The sequence below is a fragment of the [Clostridium] saccharolyticum WM1 genome, from assembly GCF_000144625.1.
In the GTDB taxonomy this organism is placed as follows: Bacteria; Bacillota; Clostridia; order Lachnospirales; family Lachnospiraceae; genus Lacrimispora; species Lacrimispora saccharolytica.
Genome location: NC_014376.1, coordinates 685,615 through 704,084, shown reverse-complemented (window position 1 = coordinate 704,084; position 18,470 = coordinate 685,615). Strand labels below are relative to the sequence as shown.

The 18,470-nt window shown below is 46.4% G+C and carries 19 protein-coding genes and 2 tRNA genes; 3 read left to right on the top strand and 18 right to left on the bottom strand.

What is annotated here, in order from left to right; translation table 11 throughout:
- Nucleotides 1–145 precede the first annotated feature (145 nt).
- From CLOSA_RS03250 to CLOSA_RS03240, 3 genes are all read right to left on the bottom strand, one after another.
- Nucleotides 146–234: transfer RNA gene (locus CLOSA_RS03250), tRNA-Ser, on the bottom strand.
- A gap of 45 nt (nucleotides 235–279) precedes the next feature.
- Nucleotides 280–365 (bottom strand) — tRNA-Ser (locus tag CLOSA_RS03245).
- A 188-nt stretch (nucleotides 366–553) separates the two neighbouring features.
- Nucleotides 554–820: a hypothetical protein gene (locus CLOSA_RS03240; protein WP_013271354.1), complete on the bottom strand. Its 267-nt coding sequence runs from the start codon at nucleotides 818–820 to the stop codon at nucleotides 554–556.
- Nucleotides 821–1,028: 208 nt separating this feature from the next.
- On the opposite strand from CLOSA_RS03240, the gene CLOSA_RS03235 reads away from it, so the two are divergent.
- Complete coding sequence (locus CLOSA_RS03235; RefSeq protein ID WP_013271353.1) at nucleotides 1,029–1,355, top strand: helix-turn-helix domain-containing protein; 327 nt, start codon at nucleotides 1,029–1,031, stop codon at nucleotides 1,353–1,355.
- Between the two features lie 28 nt (nucleotides 1,356–1,383).
- On the opposite strand, the gene ispD is transcribed toward CLOSA_RS03235, so the two are convergent.
- The 9 genes from ispD to CLOSA_RS03190 all read right to left on the bottom strand — a co-directional run bounded on the left by ispD (nucleotide 1,384) and on the right by CLOSA_RS03190 (nucleotide 9,261).
- Entirely contained in the window at nucleotides 1,384–2,100 is a 717-nt protein-coding gene (gene ispD / locus CLOSA_RS03230) for a 2-C-methyl-D-erythritol 4-phosphate cytidylyltransferase (protein WP_013271352.1), read from the bottom strand.
- Between the two features lie 310 nt (nucleotides 2,101–2,410).
- A complete protein-coding gene (gene tsaD / locus CLOSA_RS03225; protein WP_013271351.1) occupies nucleotides 2,411–3,448 on the bottom strand; it encodes a tRNA (adenosine(37)-N6)-threonylcarbamoyltransferase complex transferase subunit TsaD in 1,038 nt (345 codons plus the stop codon).
- A gap of 10 nt (nucleotides 3,449–3,458) precedes the next feature.
- A complete protein-coding gene (locus CLOSA_RS03220) occupies nucleotides 3,459–4,370 on the bottom strand; it encodes a ribonuclease Z (RefSeq protein ID WP_013271350.1) in 912 nt (303 codons plus the stop codon).
- 87 nt (nucleotides 4,371–4,457) lie between these two features.
- Complete coding sequence (locus CLOSA_RS03215) at nucleotides 4,458–4,700, bottom strand: hypothetical protein (protein ID WP_041708848.1); 243 nt, start codon at nucleotides 4,698–4,700, stop codon at nucleotides 4,458–4,460.
- 195 nt (nucleotides 4,701–4,895) lie between these two features.
- Nucleotides 4,896–5,330 carry a ribosomal protein S18-alanine N-acetyltransferase gene (rimI, locus tag CLOSA_RS03210; RefSeq protein ID WP_013271348.1) on the bottom strand — a complete coding sequence of 145 codons (435 nt, stop codon included), beginning with the start codon at nucleotides 5,328–5,330 and terminating at the stop codon, nucleotides 4,896–4,898.
- An 88-nt stretch (nucleotides 5,331–5,418) separates the two neighbouring features.
- On the bottom strand, nucleotides 5,419–6,120 hold the full coding sequence (gene tsaB, locus CLOSA_RS03205; RefSeq protein ID WP_013271347.1) for a tRNA (adenosine(37)-N6)-threonylcarbamoyltransferase complex dimerization subunit type 1 TsaB: 702 nt from the start codon (nucleotides 6,118–6,120) through the stop codon (nucleotides 5,419–5,421).
- Nucleotides 6,121–6,546, bottom strand: coding sequence for a tRNA (adenosine(37)-N6)-threonylcarbamoyltransferase complex ATPase subunit type 1 TsaE (gene tsaE / locus CLOSA_RS03200; protein ID WP_013271346.1), 426 nt, complete (start codon nucleotides 6,544–6,546; stop codon nucleotides 6,121–6,123).
- A 3-nt stretch (nucleotides 6,547–6,549) separates the two neighbouring features.
- On the bottom strand, nucleotides 6,550–7,056 hold the full coding sequence (locus CLOSA_RS03195; protein WP_013271345.1) for a YcxB family protein: 507 nt from the start codon (nucleotides 7,054–7,056) through the stop codon (nucleotides 6,550–6,552).
- Nucleotides 7,057–7,119: 63 nt separating this feature from the next.
- Nucleotides 7,120–9,261, bottom strand: coding sequence for a Tex family protein (locus CLOSA_RS03190; RefSeq protein WP_013271344.1), 2,142 nt, complete (start codon nucleotides 9,259–9,261; stop codon nucleotides 7,120–7,122).
- Between the two features lie 257 nt (nucleotides 9,262–9,518).
- On the opposite strand from CLOSA_RS03190, the gene CLOSA_RS03180 reads away from it, so the two are divergent.
- On the top strand, nucleotides 9,519–9,914 hold the full coding sequence (locus tag CLOSA_RS03180) for a hypothetical protein (protein ID WP_013271343.1): 396 nt from the start codon (nucleotides 9,519–9,521) through the stop codon (nucleotides 9,912–9,914).
- A 3-nt stretch (nucleotides 9,915–9,917) separates the two neighbouring features.
- On the opposite strand, the gene CLOSA_RS03175 is transcribed toward CLOSA_RS03180, so the two are convergent.
- From CLOSA_RS03175 to secA, 6 genes are all read right to left on the bottom strand, one after another.
- A complete protein-coding gene (locus CLOSA_RS03175) occupies nucleotides 9,918–10,265 on the bottom strand; it encodes a DUF2752 domain-containing protein (RefSeq protein WP_013271342.1) in 348 nt (115 codons plus the stop codon).
- 14 nt (nucleotides 10,266–10,279) lie between these two features.
- Nucleotides 10,280–11,488, bottom strand: coding sequence for an aspartate kinase (locus tag CLOSA_RS03170; protein ID WP_013271341.1), 1,209 nt, complete (start codon nucleotides 11,486–11,488; stop codon nucleotides 10,280–10,282).
- 65 nt (nucleotides 11,489–11,553) lie between these two features.
- Nucleotides 11,554–12,777: a homoserine dehydrogenase gene (locus tag CLOSA_RS03165; protein WP_013271340.1), complete on the bottom strand. Its 1,224-nt coding sequence runs from the start codon at nucleotides 12,775–12,777 to the stop codon at nucleotides 11,554–11,556.
- Between the two features lie 39 nt (nucleotides 12,778–12,816).
- Entirely contained in the window at nucleotides 12,817–13,260 is a 444-nt protein-coding gene (locus CLOSA_RS03160) for an ACT domain-containing protein (protein ID WP_013271339.1), read from the bottom strand.
- Nucleotides 13,261–13,399: 139 nt separating this feature from the next.
- Nucleotides 13,400–14,534, bottom strand: a protein-coding gene (gene prfB / locus CLOSA_RS03155; protein WP_013271338.1) for a peptide chain release factor 2 whose coding sequence is annotated in 2 segments (ribosomal slippage) — nucleotides 13,400–14,458 and nucleotides 14,460–14,534 — 1,134 coding nt in all. Because the reading frame shifts where the segments join, the coding sequence is not laid out codon by codon here.
- Between the two features lie 88 nt (nucleotides 14,535–14,622).
- The gene (secA, locus tag CLOSA_RS03150; protein ID WP_013271337.1) at nucleotides 14,623–17,193 is read right to left on the bottom strand and encodes a preprotein translocase subunit SecA; all 2,571 of its coding nucleotides are present in this window, start codon (nucleotides 17,191–17,193) and stop codon (nucleotides 14,623–14,625) included.
- Nucleotides 17,194–17,807: 614 nt separating this feature from the next.
- Here secA and hpf point away from each other — a divergent pair.
- Nucleotides 17,808–18,335 (top strand): ribosome hibernation-promoting factor, HPF/YfiA family, encoded by a 528-nt coding sequence (gene hpf / locus CLOSA_RS03145; protein WP_013271336.1) that lies wholly within the window; start codon nucleotides 17,808–17,810, stop codon nucleotides 18,333–18,335.
- The last annotated feature ends 135 nt before the right edge of the window (nucleotides 18,336–18,470 follow it).

Sequence of the window (18,470 nt, the reverse complement as noted above, 5' to 3'; positions counted from 1 at the left end):
ACTTGTATTCGTTCTGAAATTTTCTCATTCAAAGCCATCAAACATGGCTTGTTTTATTAGAATTTTCAGGGTTTTACATACTGTTCAATCTTCTGTTTTCAAGGTGCTTTGCATCTGCCTGAAACTTTCATTTCCCAGATGCTGACGCAGAAGGAGGGATTTGAACCCTCGCGCCGCTACTAACGGCCTACTCCCTTTCCAGGGGAGCCCCTTCAGCCACTTGGGTACTTCTGCAGTTAGCTGATTCTTCTATGTTATTAGCGGCTAAAAACCTGCCAACGGAGAGGGTGGGATTCGAACCCACGCGCCCTTGCGGACAAACGGTTTTCAAGACCGCCTCGTTATGACCACTTCGATACCTCTCCAAATGTGCTTTTATATTCTAATAGAAGTCCATGCTTTTGTCAAGCACTTTTTTCTATTTTTCCCAAATCTCTTGGAGACTTATATTGCTTATTTGCTGCGCTCATCAGCTGCAACTTGGATAGTTTATCATTGTTTGTTTGTTCTGTCAACACATTTTTACATTTTTTTCAAATTATATTAATAAGCTTCATAAAAGCTCTAAAAGTCGTTGTTTTGCTGCTTCAGCTGTCTTAAAATCTTCTTCTGTCCCTGTCATATAACACACCGCATCTTCCCATACTTTTAAGGGATAATCCGTTGCCGGTATTTTGGCTACAACGTTGCAGCAGCATCTCTTAGAAATACAGTTTCTTAAATCTGACAGGTACATGCAGCCCGAATCCGCCGCTATCCGGTCCAAAAGCCCAGTCTTGGCGTTTTTGTCCATCTCTATCCGGTTTTCTTCAGTTTTCATCTACCGTACCTTCTTTCCTCTGATGCAGCTGTCGACATGATCTGACAGCCGCCCAGCCCGCATGGCGGACTTTTCTGTATAATCATACATTAAATACTTTATATAACTAATAATATTGTAATGAATGCAACATGTCAAGTGATCGATTGCATTATTTACTACATATATTTCATTAAATGCAATACTATGGAATCAGGAGGAGCTACCTATGTATATAGATTTCAATTTTTCAAAACGCCTTTCAGAGCTTAGAGCCCAAAAGGGTGTATCCGCACGTGATATGAGTCTGTCCCTTGGCCAGAATCCCACATATATCCATAAAATAGAAAATGGACTGGCTCTTCCGTCCATGATGGGCTTCTTTTATATATGCGAATATCTGGATATTGAACCAGCTGAATTTTTCTCCCACGGCATCAGCAGCCCGTCAAAGGTAAGAGAACTAATGGAGGATGCCCAGCACTTAAACAGGGAGCAGCTTGACCACCTACACCTGATCGTAAAGGATCTTTTGAAATCAGGAGGGAAAAAATAAAAAGGAAGCTGCACGTACAGCATTCCTTTTATTTATCCCTTTGGTTTCTTTTTATCAACACTGCGGCAATTTCCATATCCTCCGGTGTTGTTATCTTTATGTTGGCATAATCGCCCCGAATCAATTTCACCTTTTCCTGAGTCATGGTTTCTACAACCATAGCATCATCCGTTACTCCCTTCTGATACTTTTCCGAAGACATAAGCTTTTCATAAGCCCGAAGTACCAGTTCATATTCAAAGGCCTGAGGGGTCTGGATCATCCAAAGGCGGTTCCTGTCAGGTGTTATGGCTGCAAATTCATTTTCATCAGACATCTTAATGGTGTCTTTTACAGGCATACCGACCGCACAGGCCTTATGTTGTCTGGCCCCCTGAGAAGCTGCTTCTATGATCTCTCCGGTCACACAGGGCCTGGCACCATCATGAACCAGAACATAGTCACAGTTTGTAACTGCTTTTAGACCTTCGTATACAGAATGATATCGTTCCTTTCCTCCTTCAGTCACCGCGGTCACCTTGCTGAATCCGTATTTTCCTACGATTTCCTCCCGGCAATACCTAACCTCTCCAGGTCCGGTCACAAGGACGATCTCATCTACCGAACTGTTTTCGAAGGCAAGAAGTGCATAATACAGCAGCGGTTTCCCGAAGAGCTCCATGTACTGCTTATGTACCTGGCTGCCCATGCGTGTTCCTTTTCCTGCTGCCAATATGACTGCTGCCGTTCTCCTCCTGTCCTCCATCGGACTTTTCCCCCTAACGTACCCATTTATTTGGGATAAAAAGAATACCTCCAGAATGTCACTTCTTTTCTGCCCGTACTTTTGGGAGCATAAAAGGATATCCCCGGGTTCTTTTTCTTTCCTTCCCATGCTTTTGGAGCATAAAAAGATACCCCAGGGTTCTTCCTCTTTCCTTCCCAGTGCTTTTGGGCATAAAAAGATGCCTCAGGGTTCTTATTCTTTTCTTCCCATGCTTTTGGGCATAAAAAGATACCCCTGGATTTCTTCCCAGCCTTTTTTAGAAGTATGATAGAAAGCTTCTCCCAGCTTCCTATCTTTCCCCAAGTTTTAAATTAGGAACTGCATTTAAGTCCCAGCCAGCTCTGGCTCCATTGATATACTCATAATAAGCTGCCGTACCAATCATAGCAGCATTATCAGTGCAGTAAACAGGGGACGGATAGTAAAAGGCAATTCCTGCTTTCTCACAGGCAAGGCTCATCCCTTTGCGAAGGGCAGAGTTTGAAGCCACACCACCGGCAATGGCTACCTTTTTAAATCCATATTCCCTTGCCGCTTCCACTGTATGGCTTACCAGCACGTCCACCACCGCATTTTGAAAAGATGCAGCCAGATCGGCCACATTGATCTCTTCTCCCATCATGTTGGCGTGGTTGATATGGTTTAATACTGCGGACTTTAAGCCGCTGAAGCTGAAGTCGTAAACGCTTCCCTCTACCTTTGCCCGGGGAAATTTAATGGCATGGGGATCTCCTTCCTTTGCCGCCTGGTCAATCTTCGGACCTCCAGGGTATCCAAGGCCCACCGCTCTTGCCACCTTGTCAAAGGCTTCTCCTGCCGCATCATCTCTGGTACGGCCCAGAATTTCAAATTCTCCATAATCCTTTACAATCACAAGATGGGTATGGCCTCCCGAAACGATCAGACATAAAAATGGCGGCTCCAGATCCGGGTGTTCAATAAAGTTTGCCGATACATGTCCTTCAATATGGTGGACTCCCACCAACGGCTTGCCCGCAGCATAGGCAATGGCCTTTGCCCCGGCAACACCTACAAGAAGGGCTCCTACCAGTCCCGGACCATAAGTTACGCCTATGGCGTCCATATCTTCCAGGCACATCCCAGCCTCCTGAAGGGCAGCTTCTATGACCTGGTTGATTTTTTCAATATGCTTTCTGGATGCGATTTCCGGCACAACGCCGCCGTATAATGTATGCAGGGCGATCTGGGTAGAGATCACATTGGAAAGGATCTCTCTTCCGTTTTTTACCACGGCTGCCGCCGTCTCATCACAGGAACTTTCAATTGCAAGTATATAGACATCTTCCTCTGTATGATTTTTCTTCATTGCCTCTCCCTCACTCCTCATCAAATTCCAGTTCCAAGGTCCAGGCATCTTTTGCCGCTTTTGCGCGGGGAAAAATTTCCCGGACTTTCTCCATATATTCTTCTGGTCTGGTAAGGGAGGGGCTGTAATGAGTCAGCCACATCTGCCTTGGCTGGGCTTCCTTTGCCAGCCTGGCAGCTTCATAAAAGGTCATATGCTTATATTCCCTGGCCTTTGATTCCTTTCCTTCTTCTCCGTACATTCCCTCGCAGATAAAAAGATCCGCCTCCCTTGCATATTCCGCAATTACAGGAACCGGTCTTGTATCCGTACAATAGGTAACCTTAAGCCCGCGCCTTGCCGGGCCTAAGACCATGTCAGGAGTTAACGTCCTTTCACCGTCTTCAATGGTTTCTCCCTTTTGCAAACGGTTCCAGAATTTCTGGGGTATGCCGGCAGCATAGGCCCGTTCTACATCAAACCGGCCCTTCCTGGGAATGGAAATGGAATAACCATAGCAGACCACATTGTGGTTCACCCGGTATGCATCGATCACATACGGCCCGATGATTACCTGCTCCCGTATCTGGTCAAGCTCAATAAATTTCAGTTCAAAGGGCAGTTCCGGCGCAATGGTCCTCAGGGCTCCTACCACACGTTCTAAGCCCTTTGGACCTATAAGAGTCAGAGGTGACCTTCTTTCCGCATTTCCCATGGTCAGGAGAAGTCCCGGAAGACCGCTGATATGGTCGGCGTGATAATGGGTAAAGCAAATGATGTCAATGGGTTTCGGGCTCCAGCCCTTTTCCTTTAACGCAATCTGGGTTCCTTCCCCGCAGTCAATGAGAAGATCACTGCCGTCGCATCTGGCCATCATGGCTGTCAGCCACCGGTATGGCAGAGGCATCATTCCTCCGGTTCCCAGCAAACATATATCCAACATAAAATTTCCTCGCTTTGATTTCTGTCAATGAACAGCGGCAAAAAACCGCCTCATAAAATCATATCACAAAGCAGAGGCAATTAGCAACTATAAATATTCCAGCTGTTCTTCTACCTCCACAGGAATCTTAAATTCCTGAATCATGGTATCGTAACAGTCCTCGCAAAGATCAAAATGATGGATCTCCCCATCCTTCTCGGAGAAAAAGTCCCAGGTATGATTAATACTAATTACCCCCTCCCTGGCAACACCTTCTGACACGATAATTTTTTTGCCACAGCAGTTGCACATAACTGTTTCAAGCTGACCACCGTTTTTGTACTTTCTCATCTTCCTCTCACCTTTCCGCTTAATTGCCCTGTTTTTGGGGGCATAAAGGGATACCCGTAGGGTATTTCCTTTTTCGCATTTACCAGTTAAGCCCTGTTTCCGCTTCGCATCATCTGAAAATAAGAAAAAGGGCATCCTTACTGGATACCCCTACATTATATACGGTGTTTCCCCTTATTTTTAGTGGTAAATGTTTCATATCCGGCGGTTCCACATGATGACGGCATTTTCCTGAGGATCACGATAATAATTTTTACGGATGGTCTCCTCTTTAAAACCATAGGATCTATAAAGGTTTCTGGCTTTATTATTGCTTTCACGGACCTCTAAAGACAGGGACATTACTTCCTTTTTTCTGGAATATTCCACCAGACGGTCCATAAGTTTCTTTGACAGGCCCCTGCCCCTGTACTCAGGATGAACGGCGATCCGAAGCAGTTCTCCTTCCCCGGCAATGATCCGGAAGATGCAGTAGCCAAGCAGGCCCCCCCCCTCTTTAAGTACCAGCCAGGTATCAAGGCTGCTTACTAAGCCCTCTTTCACGGATTCCAAGGACCATGGATCGGAAAAGCAGATCCGTTCTAGTTCAGAGACTCCAAATACATCCTCCGGACGCATTTCATGGATCAATGGCTTCTCCTCCTTTCAGGAACGTTGGATTCAGCTGACAGTTCCGCAACGGCTATTTTTCTAACTACAGTGAAATTTAACCTTGCTTTCATTTAGAAAGATACTCCTCCCGTTCCCGCTCCGCCTGAGGTTTTCTTAAATAAACAGGAGCATGCTCTGCTGCCGTAAGAGTCTTTCCTTCCTCATAATACTTACAGCCCAGAGCTGCCACTGCTGCAGCCCGCTGCCGGTTTAAATGAGCCGGAGCGAACAGGAAGGGAACCGTCATTTTTTGTTGTATCTGTTTTTTGTATACAGGGACGCCGTCTCCTAAGAATATCACCTTTTGCCCGGCTGCATTTAATTCTTCTGCCAATTCTTCAATGTCCATGGCACATTGTTCCTTAATCACGGAAAAGCCCGTCCTGTTGTCATAAATGCCCGTGTAAACCTGATTCCTCCTGGCATCCATAATGGGGCAGACGGTATAGGCGCTGCCGTATAAGTTATAAGCCATGGCATCCACGGTCGGCACGGAAATCAGAGGCTTCTTTAATGCAAGGCCAAGGCCCTTGCCAGTGGCAGAGCCGATCCGAAGTCCGGTAAAGGAACCCGGACCTCCGGAAACAGCAATGGCATCAATGGTTCCTAAGTCCAGGTCCACCATTTTTACAATTTCATCCAGCATGGGAAGAAGGGTCTGGGAATGGGTCCTCTTAAAATTAACGGTATATTCCGCAGTCATCACCTCGTCCTCCACCACGGCAACGGAAGCCACCAAAGACGAGCTTTCAATTCCAAGTATCCTCATTTATATTCCCTCCACGGTGATTTTCCTGTAATCAAACCCTTTTTCCAAATCTTTTTCTATGGTTATGGTTATTACATGGTCAGGAAGAAGCTCTCTGATCCGGTTGGACCATTCAATTAAGCTTACGCCTTCCCCGTAAAAACAATCCTCATAACCGATCTCATCCATCTCGCTGATATCGCCGATCCGGTACACATCAAAATGATAGAAAGGCAGACGTCCATCCTCATACTGGTTTACTATGGTGAACGTAGGGCTGTTCACCGGTTCCATGATCCCAAGGCCTTTCGCGAACCCCTGGGTAAATACGGTTTTCCCCACTCCCAAATCTCCATTTAAACAGTACACATCGGAAGGCCTGGCTTTCTCTCCCATTCTTTTCCCAAGTTCATAGGTCTCTTCTGGCTTCCAGCTTTCTACTACCATATTTTATATCCTCTTTCGCCTTTCAGGAGGCAGTTTTTCTTTCATAAGTCCACGGATGTCCGCCTTTTTTTCTCCCATAATGGAATCAGGCAGCAAATAAGCGTGAACCCGGTCCATATAGAGGATCATCATATCTTTTCCCCGATCCACTTTCCCCACATTCTCCCAGGCAATCGGAAGGTTTTCCTTTCCCTGGGAAACCAGGATCCCCTCCTCGTCAAAGGAAAGTGTCATAGGGTTCTGGATCATGGGAGTCTTTGCCTGTCTGACCGCTTTTAAATAAAGTATGCCCGGCTGCCAGACTGTAAACATCAGGGCGCAGATGACTAACAGCACCCGGTATGGTGTGGAATTAGAGTTCCATGTAGTGATCAGGAGAAAGACAGCAGCAGCGCTGAAAATAATATTAAAAAGTCCCTGCAGTCCCTGATAGGAATGATACATGGAAAACTTCCAAAGATCTTTTGCCGTCAATTTTACTTCTATTACAATCGGGTATTTCTCTTCCACGTTTTCCTCCTTCCTGCGCCCTTGGGGCACAGCACTTTCAGGTAAAATTCAAACCTTTTTCTTTTATAATTTCATGGTCAGGGCGATCCTTTTTTTCTGCACATCCACGCTTATGACCTTAACTTCAACAATATCTCCCACGCTCACCGCTTCCAGGGGATGTTTGATGAATTTATCCGACATCTGTGAAATGTGAACAAGACCATCCTGGTGGACGCCGATATCCACAAAAGCACCGAAATCAATGACATTTCTTACCGTACCCTTTAATACCATGCCTGGCTGTAAGTCCTTCATTTCCATGACATCGGTACGCAGAATGGGCGCAGGCATCTGGTCCCTGGGATCCCTTGCCGGTTTTTCCAATTCCTTTACAATATCCCGCAGGGTGATCTCCCCGATCTCCAGTTGGGCGGCCAGGGACTTATAATCCAGGATCTTTTTGCTGATACCGCTTAAGCCTCCGCGAGCCAGCTCTGTTAACTCATATCCCAGCTTATCCAAAAGCTTCTTTGCCGCCTCATAGGTTTCTGGATGAACGCTGGTTCCGTCCAGGGGATTTTTTCCTCCCTGGATCCTCATAAAGCCAGCGCACTGTTCGTAAGCCTTTGGCCCCAGCTTGGGAACTTTAAGAAGCTGGCTCCTGCTGATAAATGCCCCGTTCTCTTCCCGATAGACCACGATGTTTTTAGCTATGGGCTTTGAGATACCGGAAATGTATTCCAGAAGGGAAGCGGAGGCTGTATTTAAGTCCACGCCTACTTTGTTCACACAGTCTTCCACCACTCCCTGAAGCGCATCGCTTAAATGTTTTTGATTCATGTCATGCTGGTACTGGCCCACTCCTATGGATTTAGGGTCAATCTTAACCAGCTCTGCCAGTGGGTCCTGCAGCCTTCTTGCAATCGAAGCGGCGCTCCTCTGACCAACATCAAAATTGGGGAATTCCTCTGTGGCAAGCTTGCTGGCTGAATAAACGGAGGCCCCTGCCTCATTTACAATGATGTACTGAACCTGCGGCCGTATTTCCTTTAACAAATCCACGATCACTGCTTCTGATTCCCTGGATGCGGTTCCATTTCCTACAGATATCAGGGAAATATTGTATTTTTGGATCAGCTTCCGTAAAACGGCCTTTGATTCCTCTACTTTGTTCTGAGGTGCTGTAGGATAGATGACTACCGTATCAAGGACCTTTCCGGTCTCATCCACAACTGCCAGCTTACAGCCGGTGCGAAATGCCGGGTCCCAGCCCAGGACCACCCGCCCTGCAATGGGGGGCTGCATTAAAAGCTGCTCCAGATTCTTTCCAAACACCCGGATGGCCCCAGCCTCCGCCTGTTCTGTAAGGGCGCTTCTTACCTCCCGCTCAATAGCCGGAGCGATGAGACGATCATAGCTGTCTGCGACCACTTCTTTCAGAATCGGGGTGGTATATGGGTTGTCCCTTTCAATCACCTGCTTTTCCAAAAAACGCAGAATCTGTTCCACCGGAGCCAGTATTTTTACCGTAAGGATCTTTTCCTTTTCTCCCCGGTTTAAAGCCAGAATCCTGTGACCTGCGGACTTTTTAATGGTCTCCTCGTAATTGTAGTACATTTCATATACGGATTCTGCTTTTTCATCCTTTGCCGATGACTGAATGCTCCCCTGGCTGACAGTGGCGTTTCTGATATAAGTGCGGTATTCCGCATTGTCGGAAATCCGCTCTGCAAGAATATCCTTTGCTCCGCTAACGGCATCTTCCGGGGAAGAAACCCCGTTCTCTTCGGAAACGTATTGGGCCGCCGCATCTGCCAAAGGGGCTTTTAACATTTGCATCTGGATTAAGTCCGCAAGAGGCTCCAGCCCCTTTTCCTTTGCAATGGTGGCCCTAGTTCTTCTTTTCGGCTTATAAGGACGGTATAGATCCTCCACAGCCACCAAAGTCTGGGCTTCCAGTATCTTTTTTTCCAGTTCCGGCGTCAGCTTCTCCTGCTCCCTGACGGAAGAAAGAACCTGCTCCTTCCGCTCTTCTAAGTTCCGCAGGTAGCGGAGCCGCTCATCCAGATTCCGCAGGACCTCATCATTTAAGGAACCGGTAGCCTCTTTCCGGTATCTTGCAATAAACGGTATGGTATTCCCTTCATCAATGAGCTTTACCGCCGCTTCCACCTGTCCGCGGGCTATGGAGAGTTCTTCCTGTAATGCCTTTATAATATCCATGGCGTTCCCCTTATTTTTTCATAATTTACTTCCTGATGAATCTAGCGGATTTGCCTGCATATCCGGCTGGTTCATAAACGGAAGGTTAAAAGACGGTTTGCTTTCCCCCTTTTTTCAATTTACTATTATAATTCATCAGCCGGGCTTATGCAATACCCGTCTGGACACGGGGCCCTTTTCATGCTACAATCATACAATAGTATGATTTATGAAAGCATTTTCCTGTTTTCACAATATGCAAACGAGGTAAATTACGAATGGAAGAAAATCATAACAGCAACAACGGGATGCTGCCCCAGGTCCGTCCCACAGGTTCTTTCCTAGCCTTCTGGTCCGTTCTTCTGGGCGGCCTTGGACTGGCCAGCGACTGCCTTCCCTTATTCAGCATCTGGAGCCTGCCGGCCGGCCTGTTTCTCGGACTGATCGGCATCGCATGTGCCGTCCTTTCCAGACAGGGAAAGCCCTTTACCCAGCAGGCCCAGCTCGGCCTGATCCTGTCTGTTATTTCCGCAGTCTGCGGCCTTATGATGGCATTATTTATTATTTTTGTATACGACACGATGGATACCAATACACCTTTGGGCCATTACTTCAGACAGGTTTTTGAGACAGCATCCCAGGCCCTTACCGCTGCCTCTTCTTCCGGAGAATAGGGCCTACCTCATAAGAGGAAGCAGGTCCACTCCCTTAAAAACCAGCATATAATTCTTAAAAATCAAATTGGCTGCCGTAATAGCGGCCCCTGCCAGGATCCATATCCTGTCTCTTTTTCTATGATCTGCGGAAGTCAATTTCCCTTGAAAGGCAGTCCTTAAGATCAACTCCATAAAAAACACGAAACATGCATAAAGGACCAGCGGATGATACTGAAAACTCATCCGCAGGTCCCCCTGCAACAATGACCGGACGGCCCGGGTCCCGCCGCAGCCCGGACAGTAAAGTCCTGTCAGGGAATGGAACAGGCAGGGAAGCCCCAGGCCAAATATTTTTTTTAACCAGTTCATGTCTCTGCCGGCCTTTAATCCGCCAGGTCAAAGGCATCATGAACGGTCCTCATGGCACGGTTTACATCCGCTTCATCAATAAGAACCGTGATCCGTATCTCTGAGGTAGCAATCATCTTGATGTTTACATTGGCGCTGGAAAGAGCTTCAAACATCTTTGCAGCCACTCCCGGATTGCCTGTCATCCCTGCTCCGATAATGGAAATCTTAGCTACGCCTTCCTCGCTGGTCACATCCTGGGCAGTGATGGACTCCTTGTTTTTATTTAAAAGGTCCATGGTATCCTTTAAGTCAGTCTTTGCCACTGTAAAGGAAATATCTTTCCTCTCTTCCCGCCCGATGGACTGTATGATGATATCCACGTTAATATTGTTCTTTGCCAGGAGATTGAAAATCTTAAAAGCAATTCCAGGCGTATTCTTGACCCCGATGACTGAAATACGGGCTACATTTTTATCCGCGGCCACGCCGCTAACCAGCATTCTCTCCAATTTTGTTTCCTCCTTGACAACGGTACCTTCTGCCCTGGTCAGGCTCGACAGAACAACCAACTGAACACCATAGCGCTTTGCCATCTCCACAGACCGGTTATGGAGCACTTTTGCTCCCAGAGAAGCGAATTCCAGCATTTCATCATACGAAACCTCAGGAAGCTTTCTGGCATTTGGAACAATGCGGGGATCTGCAGTATATACCCCTTCCACATCCGTGTAAATCTCACATGCGTCCGCATGAAGTGCGGCTGCAAGGGCTACGGCTGTTGTATCGGAGCCCCCTCGTCCAAGGGTTGTTAAGTCATCGTATTTGCTGATCCCCTGAAAGCCTGTGACGATCACGATTTTCCTGGCCTCCAGTTCATGCCGGATGCGCTCCGTGTCGATCCGTTTTAATTTGGCTTTCCCGTAGGCAGAGGTGGTGTGCATGGCCACCTGAGCCGCATTTAAAGAAACGGCCGGAACTCCCAAAGAATTCATTGCCATAGCCATAAGAGCCACACTGACTTGTTCTCCTGTGGCTAAGAGCATATCCAGCTCCCTTTTGGGAGGGTCAGGATTAATCTCAAGGGCCTTTGCAATGAGACCATCCGTCGTCTTTCCCATAGCGGACAGGACCACTACTACCTGATTGCCTTTTTCATATTCCTCAATGCAGCGCTTTGCCACATTAAAAATTCTTTCCTTGTCTGCGACGGAGCTACCGCCAAATTTTTTTACTACTAACATTGATGCCTCCTGGCGAAAAGTCAAGCGGATATTCCCATCCGCTTTGCTGTATGCTCATAAACTTGTTACACAGTTTCAAATTCTGCGCGGATCCGCTGCCTGATCCCCGGCAGTTGTTTCGCTTTCAACCTGTATTCCTCTTCGGTCATGGCCTTTGTAAGGACTGCAAATTCATCCATATGGTCCAGTTCCACCACATCCACCTTGCCGAACACTTCCTCTACTTCCTTTATTCGCTTTTCAGCGATTCCCTTGACTCTCACAAAGCAGCGGAAGGAAAAGCTGTCTATGGGTGAAATCGTAAGGTTTTCCCTGTCCCATCCCATTTCCACATGGTGGTCAAAGGCTTTCAGGGCTTCAACAATATCCGCCACCACTGCGCTGGCAGTGGGAAGCTTTCCTGCACCGCTTCCATAGAACATGGAAGTGCCCAGCATATTTCCCTTTACAAGAATGCCGTTATAAACATCATCTACGGAATATAGGGGGTGATCCTTTCCGATCATGACCGGGGCTACAAATGCATGGACGTTACCTCCCTGGATCCGGCTTGATCCAAACAGCTTTACAGAGGTTCCCATGGCTTCGGCATAGCGGAAATCCACATCCGTTATTCTTGTAATCCCTTCTGTATAAATATGCTCATAACTGACCTCGTGTCCCGTTGCCATGGCCGTCAGGATGGCAATTTTCCGACAGGTATCGTGTCCCTCCACATCGGCTTCCGGATTCCTCTCTGCATATCCTAGGGCCTGTGCCTCTCTTAAGGCCGACTCAAAGGACTCTCCTGCTTTTGCCATTTTTGTCAAGATAAAGTTAGTAGTCCCATTTAAAATACCGGTGATCTCTTCGATCTCCTCACCAGCAAGGGAAGTGTAGATCGGACGTATAATGGGAATGCCTCCCCCTACGCTGGCTTCGAAAAAGAAATTCACATGGTGTTCTCTGGCAATTTCTAACAGCTCGGTGCCATATGCCGCAACCAGTGCCTTGTTGGAGGTAGCCACATGTTTTCCTGCCTTCAGACTTGCCTTTACAAAGGGATAAGCCGGATTTAAGCCTCCCATGGTCTCAATCACCATGGAGACCTCAGGATCTTTCTCAATGATGGAAAAATCATGAACAATCTTATCCTCCATGGGATCTCCTGGAAATTCCCTTAAATCCAGAACATACTTTACACCAACCATGTCGCCTGCTTTTTTTGCAATCACCTCTTTGTTTCTTTCCAATACCTCTGCCACACCTGATCCAATGGTACCATAGCCCATAATTGCAATATTTTTCATAATTTGTCTCCTATTTCCTTTGTAAAGAAAATCATAACTCTACTCCCTGGCTAAAATTTTAACGTAGTGGACCCCATTTTTTTCTTCCATATCTTCAACCATTTTTGAAACATTACCGGTGGTCTCAAGGACTTCCACACTTAATGTCAGGGTTGCCACTCCGTTGACCGGAATGCTCTGGTGAATGGTAAGAATATTGGCGCGGTACACAGCTACCACATGAAGCAGGTCAGACAACAGCCCGGGTTCATCATCCATCTGCATCACAAGCGTAATGGTTTTCCCTTTCGTATTATCATAAAAAGGAAAGATATCATCCTTATACTTATAAAAAGAACTGCGGCTGATCCCCACCCGGTCAGTCGCCTCCTGAACTGTGATGACACGCTCCGATTCCAACAGCTTCTTTGCCTCAACTACTTTCAGCAATACTTCAGGTACAGCCTTTTGCTTTACCACAAAATATTTACTTTTTTCTTCCATAAAAAAATATCTTCCCTTCTGTGTCCGCAACCGAAATACATCTGTGCTCATAGGGAAGATATTATCATATTTGTGCAGGGTATGCAACTATTTTTCTATTTATTTTCTTCAGTTTTAAAAAAAATACAGGGAAAAGACCTTATTCCCCGCTGTTGTCACCGGCCTTTGCCCCGGTGCTTATCCAGCGTAAATAGGCGTACATGAACTGATCCAGGGAACCATCCAGAACGCTTCCTACATTGCCTGTTTCCGCATTGGTCCTGTGATCCTTGACCATGGTATATGGCTGTAGGACATAAGAACGGATCTGGTTTCCCCAGCCGATCTCTGTCACATCACCCCTGATTCCGGACAGCTTTTCCGCATTTTCCTGCTGCTTCAGCATATAAAGCTTTGCCTTTAACATCTGCATGGCCTTGTCCTTGTTCTGGAACTGGGAGCGTTCATTCTGGCACTGAACCACAATTCCCGTAGGAAGGTGGGTAATGCGGATGGCGGATGAAGTCTTGTTGATATGCTGGCCGCCGGCACCGCTGGAACGGTAGGTATCAATACGAAGGTCCTCTTCGTTGATCTCCACATCCAAGTCCTCTTCAATGTCCGGCATAACATCGCAGGATACAAAGGAGGTCTGGCGTTTGCCTGCAGCGTTAAAGGGAGAGATGCGCACCAGACGGTGAACGCCCTTTTCCGACTTTAAATATCCATAGGCATTGGGACCGTTGATCTGCACCGTAACGGACTTGATGCCCGCTTCTTCCCCATCAAGATAATCCAGGACCTCCAGCGAAAAGCCCTTTTTCTCCGCCCACCGGCAGAACATGCGGTAAAGCATGCCGCACCAGTCACAGGACTCGGTTCCTCCTGCTCCGGCATTAAGCCTTAATATGGCATTGTCACTGTCATACTCTCCTGACAGAAGGGTATTGATTCGCATGGATTCCAGACTTTCCTTGAATTCCCTCAGCATCTCTTCCACTTCCGGCACCAGGGAAGGATCATTTTCTTCATTCCCCATTTCAATCATCACACCGATGTCTTCATACTGCCGCTCCAGCTCCTGATAGCTCTGGACGGTATCCTTTAAATTTTTCGCAAGCTGTACGATCTTGGCCGACTTTTCAGGATCCTCCCAAAAGCCCGGCTCTTCCATAGACTTGTCCAGCTCATCGATCCTCTTTAACTTATTATCTAAGTCAAAGTGAATCCCTCACTTCCACTAATGGTTTTTCAAACGTAGATAATTCGTATTTGTACTGGTCTAACTCTACCACTGTGTCACCTGCTTTCTGATTATAATTTATCAATACAAAATTGGAGTTCCATCCTTAAAAGGGTGCGAACTCCAATTTTATAAAAATACTATACTAATTTACGTCCGCAGCACTGCTTATATTTCTTACCGGAACCGCATGGACACGGATCATTGGGGTAAACCTTGGATTCCACCTTTTTCACCGGCGCCTTCGGAGCGCTTTCATCCTTATTGGTTCCTGTTACCTTGGCAGCCGGTTCTCTCTCCACCTTCTGCTCCACACGGATGTGGAACAGGATCCTTACGGTATCCTCCCGGATGGCCGCTGCCATCTCATCAAACATCTGATAGCCGCTCATCTTGTATTCCACCAGCGGATCTCTCTGTCCGTAAGCCTGCAGTCCGATGCCCTGGCGAAGCTGATCCATGTCGTCAATATGGGACATCCATTTATTATCAATCACCTTTAAGAGAATGACACGCTCGATCTCACGGATCTGTTCTCCCTCCGGAAATTCTGCTTCCTTTGATTCATAAAGCTTAATGGCTTCTTCCTTCAGCATATGCTTCAGTTCATTCTTCCTGATCTTCTTATCCTCGGGAAGAGTGACGGGCTGCAGGGGAATGATGGGAAGAAGGAGATTGTTAAGCTCGGTTAAATCCCAATCCTCCGGTGCCTGGTCGTCGCTGACGGAAAGATCCACTGCGTTTTCCACAATGTCGGTCACCATCTTTAAGATGAAATCCCTCATATTGTCTCCATCCAGAACCTTTCTTCTCTCCCCATAGATCACTTCACGCTGTTCGTTCATGACCTCATCATATTTCAGAAGATTTTCACGGATGCCGTAGTTGTTTGTCTCAATCTTCATCTGAGCCTTTTCAATGGCATTGGAAAGCATCTTGTGTTCGATCTGCTCTCCTTCCGGCACGCCCAGGGCATTGAACATGCCTACCAGACGCTCGGAACCAAACAAACGCATGAGATCATCTTCAAGGGAGATATAAAATCTGGATTCTCCCGGGTCACCCTGACGGCCGGAACGGCCCCGCAGCTGGTTATCAATACGGCGTGATTCATGGCGCTCCGTACCGATGATCTTTAAACCGCCTGCTGCCTTTGACTCGTCGTCAAGCTTAATATCCGTACCACGGCCTGCCATGTTGGTGGCAATGGTCACCGCCTTATGGACTCCTGCATCTGCCACGATTTCAGCTTCCAGCTCATGATATTTCGCATTGAGTACCTTATGGGGAATGCCCCTACGGCGTAACATACTGCTTAACATTTCAGAAGTTTCAATGGTAATGGTACCTACCAGGACAGGCTGTCCCTTCTCGTAAGCCATTTCCACCTCATTGCACACCGCTTCAAATTTTTCCTTTTTGGTTTTATAAACAGCATCCTCCTGATCAATACGGGCAATGGCACGGTTGGTTGGAATCGAAATGGCATCCATGCCGTAGGTGTTACGGAATTCTTTTTCCTCTGTAAGAGCAGTTCCGGTCATACCTGCCTTCTTATTGTACTTATTAAAAAAGTTCTGGAAGGTGATGGTGGCAAGGGTCTTGCTCTCTCTTCGCACATTCACGTGCTCCTTGGCCTCAATGGCCTGATGGAGTCCATCAGAATAACGTCTGCCCGGCATAATACGACCCGTAAACTCATCAACGATCAGGACCTCGTCATCCTTTACCACGTAATCCTTATCCCGGAACATGAGATAATTGGCACGAAGAGCCAGGATGATGTTATGCTGGATCTCTAAGTTCTGGGGATCGGATAAGTTCTCAATGTGGAAGAACTGCTCCACCTTTTCCACACCCTGTTCCGTCAGGTTGACAACTTTGTCCTTTTCATCCACCACAAAATCACCGGTTTCCGTGATTTCCTCTCCCATAATGGCGGCCATCTTGGAGAACTCGGCAGAGGCCTCACCACGTTCCAGCTGACGGGCCAGAATGTCACAGACCTCATACAGCTTTGTTGATTTTCCGCTTTGTCCGGAAATAATAAGAGGTGTTCTTGCCTCATCGATCAATACAGAGTCCACCTCATCAATAATACAAAAATCTAAATTTCTTAAAACCATCTGTTCTTTATAGATGGCCATGTTATCCCTCAGATAATCGAAACCAAGCTCATTGTTGGTCACATAGGTAATATCACAGTTGTATGCGGCACGTCTTTCGTCAGAATTCATGGAGTTAAGGACGACTCCAACGGTCATACCCAGAAACTCATGGACTCTGCCCATCCACTCCGCATCCCGCTTTGCCAGGTAATCGTTAACCGTTACGATCTGGACTCCATTGCCTGCAAGTGCATTCAGATAAGCAGGGCAGGTAGATACCAGAGTCTTGCCTTCACCTGTCTTCATTTCAGCGATACGCCCCTGGTGAAGTACGATTCCTCCGATGAGCTGTACACGGAAATGCTCCATATTAAGAACTCTTCGTGCAGCCTCTCTCACCGATGCAAATGCTTCCGGTAATATATCATCAAGAGTCTCACCGGCGGAAAGTCTTTCTTTAAAAAGCTTTGTATTGTTTCTCAGCTCCTCATCCGTAAGTGCTACCATGGACGGGCGCAAAGCTTCTATCTTATCCACAATGGGCTCTATTAATTTTAATTCTCTTTCACTATGAGTTCCAAATATTTTTTGAACGAGGTTCATGATTCATTCTCCTACTCTTCTTAACGATATACACGGTACAATCTCGTATATTGTAGCACTAACTCCTCTTTAATTCAACGAATTCATAAAAAATTAACATTCTGGTAATAATCCGGCTTCATTTTTGCCAGGACTTTCCTTTTTCCACAGCAAACAACGGCAAAACCGGAAAAAATTATGTCGATCTGACAGATTGCACAAAAAACATGTTCGATTCTCCGCTTTTCCACATTATCCACATCCCATTGTGTATTTTTCCCCCAGTTTTATCCCCACTATGAAATCCCATAATTTGGCGGAAAAACAGTTATACACCGAGTTATCCACATTATCCACATTTTTTCTCCACATATTCCCATATTTCCCATCCTGGCACCAGGCTCTCCGCTTTTTGTATATATGTCATAAACTTTCCTTTTTCGACGAAAATTTCTCTTTTTCCCTTGACTTTTTATCAAGCCTATCTATAGTTTTTCAATAATCCGAATAAAATATAAGTAGAGACATTTTACAAAAAATTACCAGTAATTATCTTATAATTTTACAATGTAATTGAACTGTTCTCAAAAATATGCTATACTATAACCATCTCAAGAAAAAGGAGCTGATGACTTATGCGTTTTACAATTACAGGGAGAAATATTGAGGTAACACCAGGATTACGCGAGGCAGTCGAGGACAAGCTTGGAAAGCTGGACCGTTTCTTTGCTCCTGCCACAGAAGCAACAGTAAGACTCAGCGTGCAGAAAGAAATGCAAAAAATTGAAGTGACTATTCCAGTGAAAGGACATATAATCAGAGCAGAAGAATCCAGTACAGATATGTACGTTTCCATTGATCTTGTAGAAGAGATCCTGGAACGCCAGTTGAAAAAATATAAGAACAAATTAATCGATAAAAAACTGAATACCCCTTCCTTCTCCGCAGCCTTTATAGAAGAAGAAACCCAGACCGACGATTATATAGAGATCGTTAAGACAAAGAAATTTGCGGTAAAGCCCATGGACCCGGAAGAAGCCTGTGTCCAGATGGAGCTTCTCGGTCACAGTTTCTACGTATTCTTAAATGCCGATACGGACGAGGTCAATGTGGTTTATAAAAGAAAGGGCGGTTCCTACGGCCTTATTGAACCGGAATTCTAAACCTGCAAAAAGCAGCCTGGACAATTGTCCGGCTGCTTTTTTTATGCAGGCTGCCGGCCGGGCGAACATGCAGTCATGTTCGCCCGGCCGGCTGCAGCGGTAACCATAAGAATCTCGAATCGCCTGTTCCTTATC

What these genes read in the sequence shown, in the direction of transcription:
- CLOSA_RS03175 (WP_013271342.1), bottom strand. Translation starts at nt 10,265, where the DNA reads ATGAACTGGTTAAAAAAAATATTTGGCCTGGGGCTTCCCTGCCTGTTC.
- tsaD (WP_013271351.1), bottom strand. Translation starts at nt 3,448, where the DNA reads ATGAAGAAAAATCATACAGAGGAAGATGTCTATATACTTGCAATTGAA.
- tsaB (WP_013271347.1), bottom strand. Translation starts at nt 6,120, where the DNA reads ATGAGGATACTTGGAATTGAAAGCTCGTCTTTGGTGGCTTCCGTTGCC.
- CLOSA_RS03190 (WP_013271344.1), bottom strand. Translation starts at nt 9,261, where the DNA reads ATGGATATTATAAAGGCATTACAGGAAGAACTCTCCATAGCCCGCGGA.
- CLOSA_RS03240 (WP_013271354.1), bottom strand. Translation starts at nt 820, where the DNA reads ATGAAAACTGAAGAAAACCGGATAGAGATGGACAAAAACGCCAAGACT.
- CLOSA_RS03220 (WP_013271350.1), bottom strand. Translation starts at nt 4,370, where the DNA reads ATGTTGGATATATGTTTGCTGGGAACCGGAGGAATGATGCCTCTGCCA.
- CLOSA_RS03235 (WP_013271353.1), top strand. Translation starts at nt 1,029, where the DNA reads ATGTATATAGATTTCAATTTTTCAAAACGCCTTTCAGAGCTTAGAGCC.
- CLOSA_RS03170 (WP_013271341.1), bottom strand. Translation starts at nt 11,488, where the DNA reads ATGTTAGTAGTAAAAAAATTTGGCGGTAGCTCCGTCGCAGACAAGGAA.
- CLOSA_RS03165 (WP_013271340.1), bottom strand. Translation starts at nt 12,777, where the DNA reads ATGAAAAATATTGCAATTATGGGCTATGGTACCATTGGATCAGGTGTG.
- CLOSA_RS03180 (WP_013271343.1), top strand. Translation starts at nt 9,519, where the DNA reads ATGGAAGAAAATCATAACAGCAACAACGGGATGCTGCCCCAGGTCCGT.
- hpf (WP_013271336.1), top strand. Translation starts at nt 17,808, where the DNA reads ATGCGTTTTACAATTACAGGGAGAAATATTGAGGTAACACCAGGATTA.
- CLOSA_RS03160 (WP_013271339.1), bottom strand. Translation starts at nt 13,260, where the DNA reads ATGGAAGAAAAAAGTAAATATTTTGTGGTAAAGCAAAAGGCTGTACCT.
- secA (WP_013271337.1), bottom strand. Translation starts at nt 17,193, where the DNA reads ATGAACCTCGTTCAAAAAATATTTGGAACTCATAGTGAAAGAGAATTA.
- CLOSA_RS03215 (WP_041708848.1), bottom strand. Translation starts at nt 4,700, where the DNA reads ATGAGAAAGTACAAAAACGGTGGTCAGCTTGAAACAGTTATGTGCAAC.
- tsaE (WP_013271346.1), bottom strand. Translation starts at nt 6,546, where the DNA reads ATGGTAGTAGAAAGCTGGAAGCCAGAAGAGACCTATGAACTTGGGAAA.
- ispD (WP_013271352.1), bottom strand. Translation starts at nt 2,100, where the DNA reads ATGGAGGACAGGAGGAGAACGGCAGCAGTCATATTGGCAGCAGGAAAA.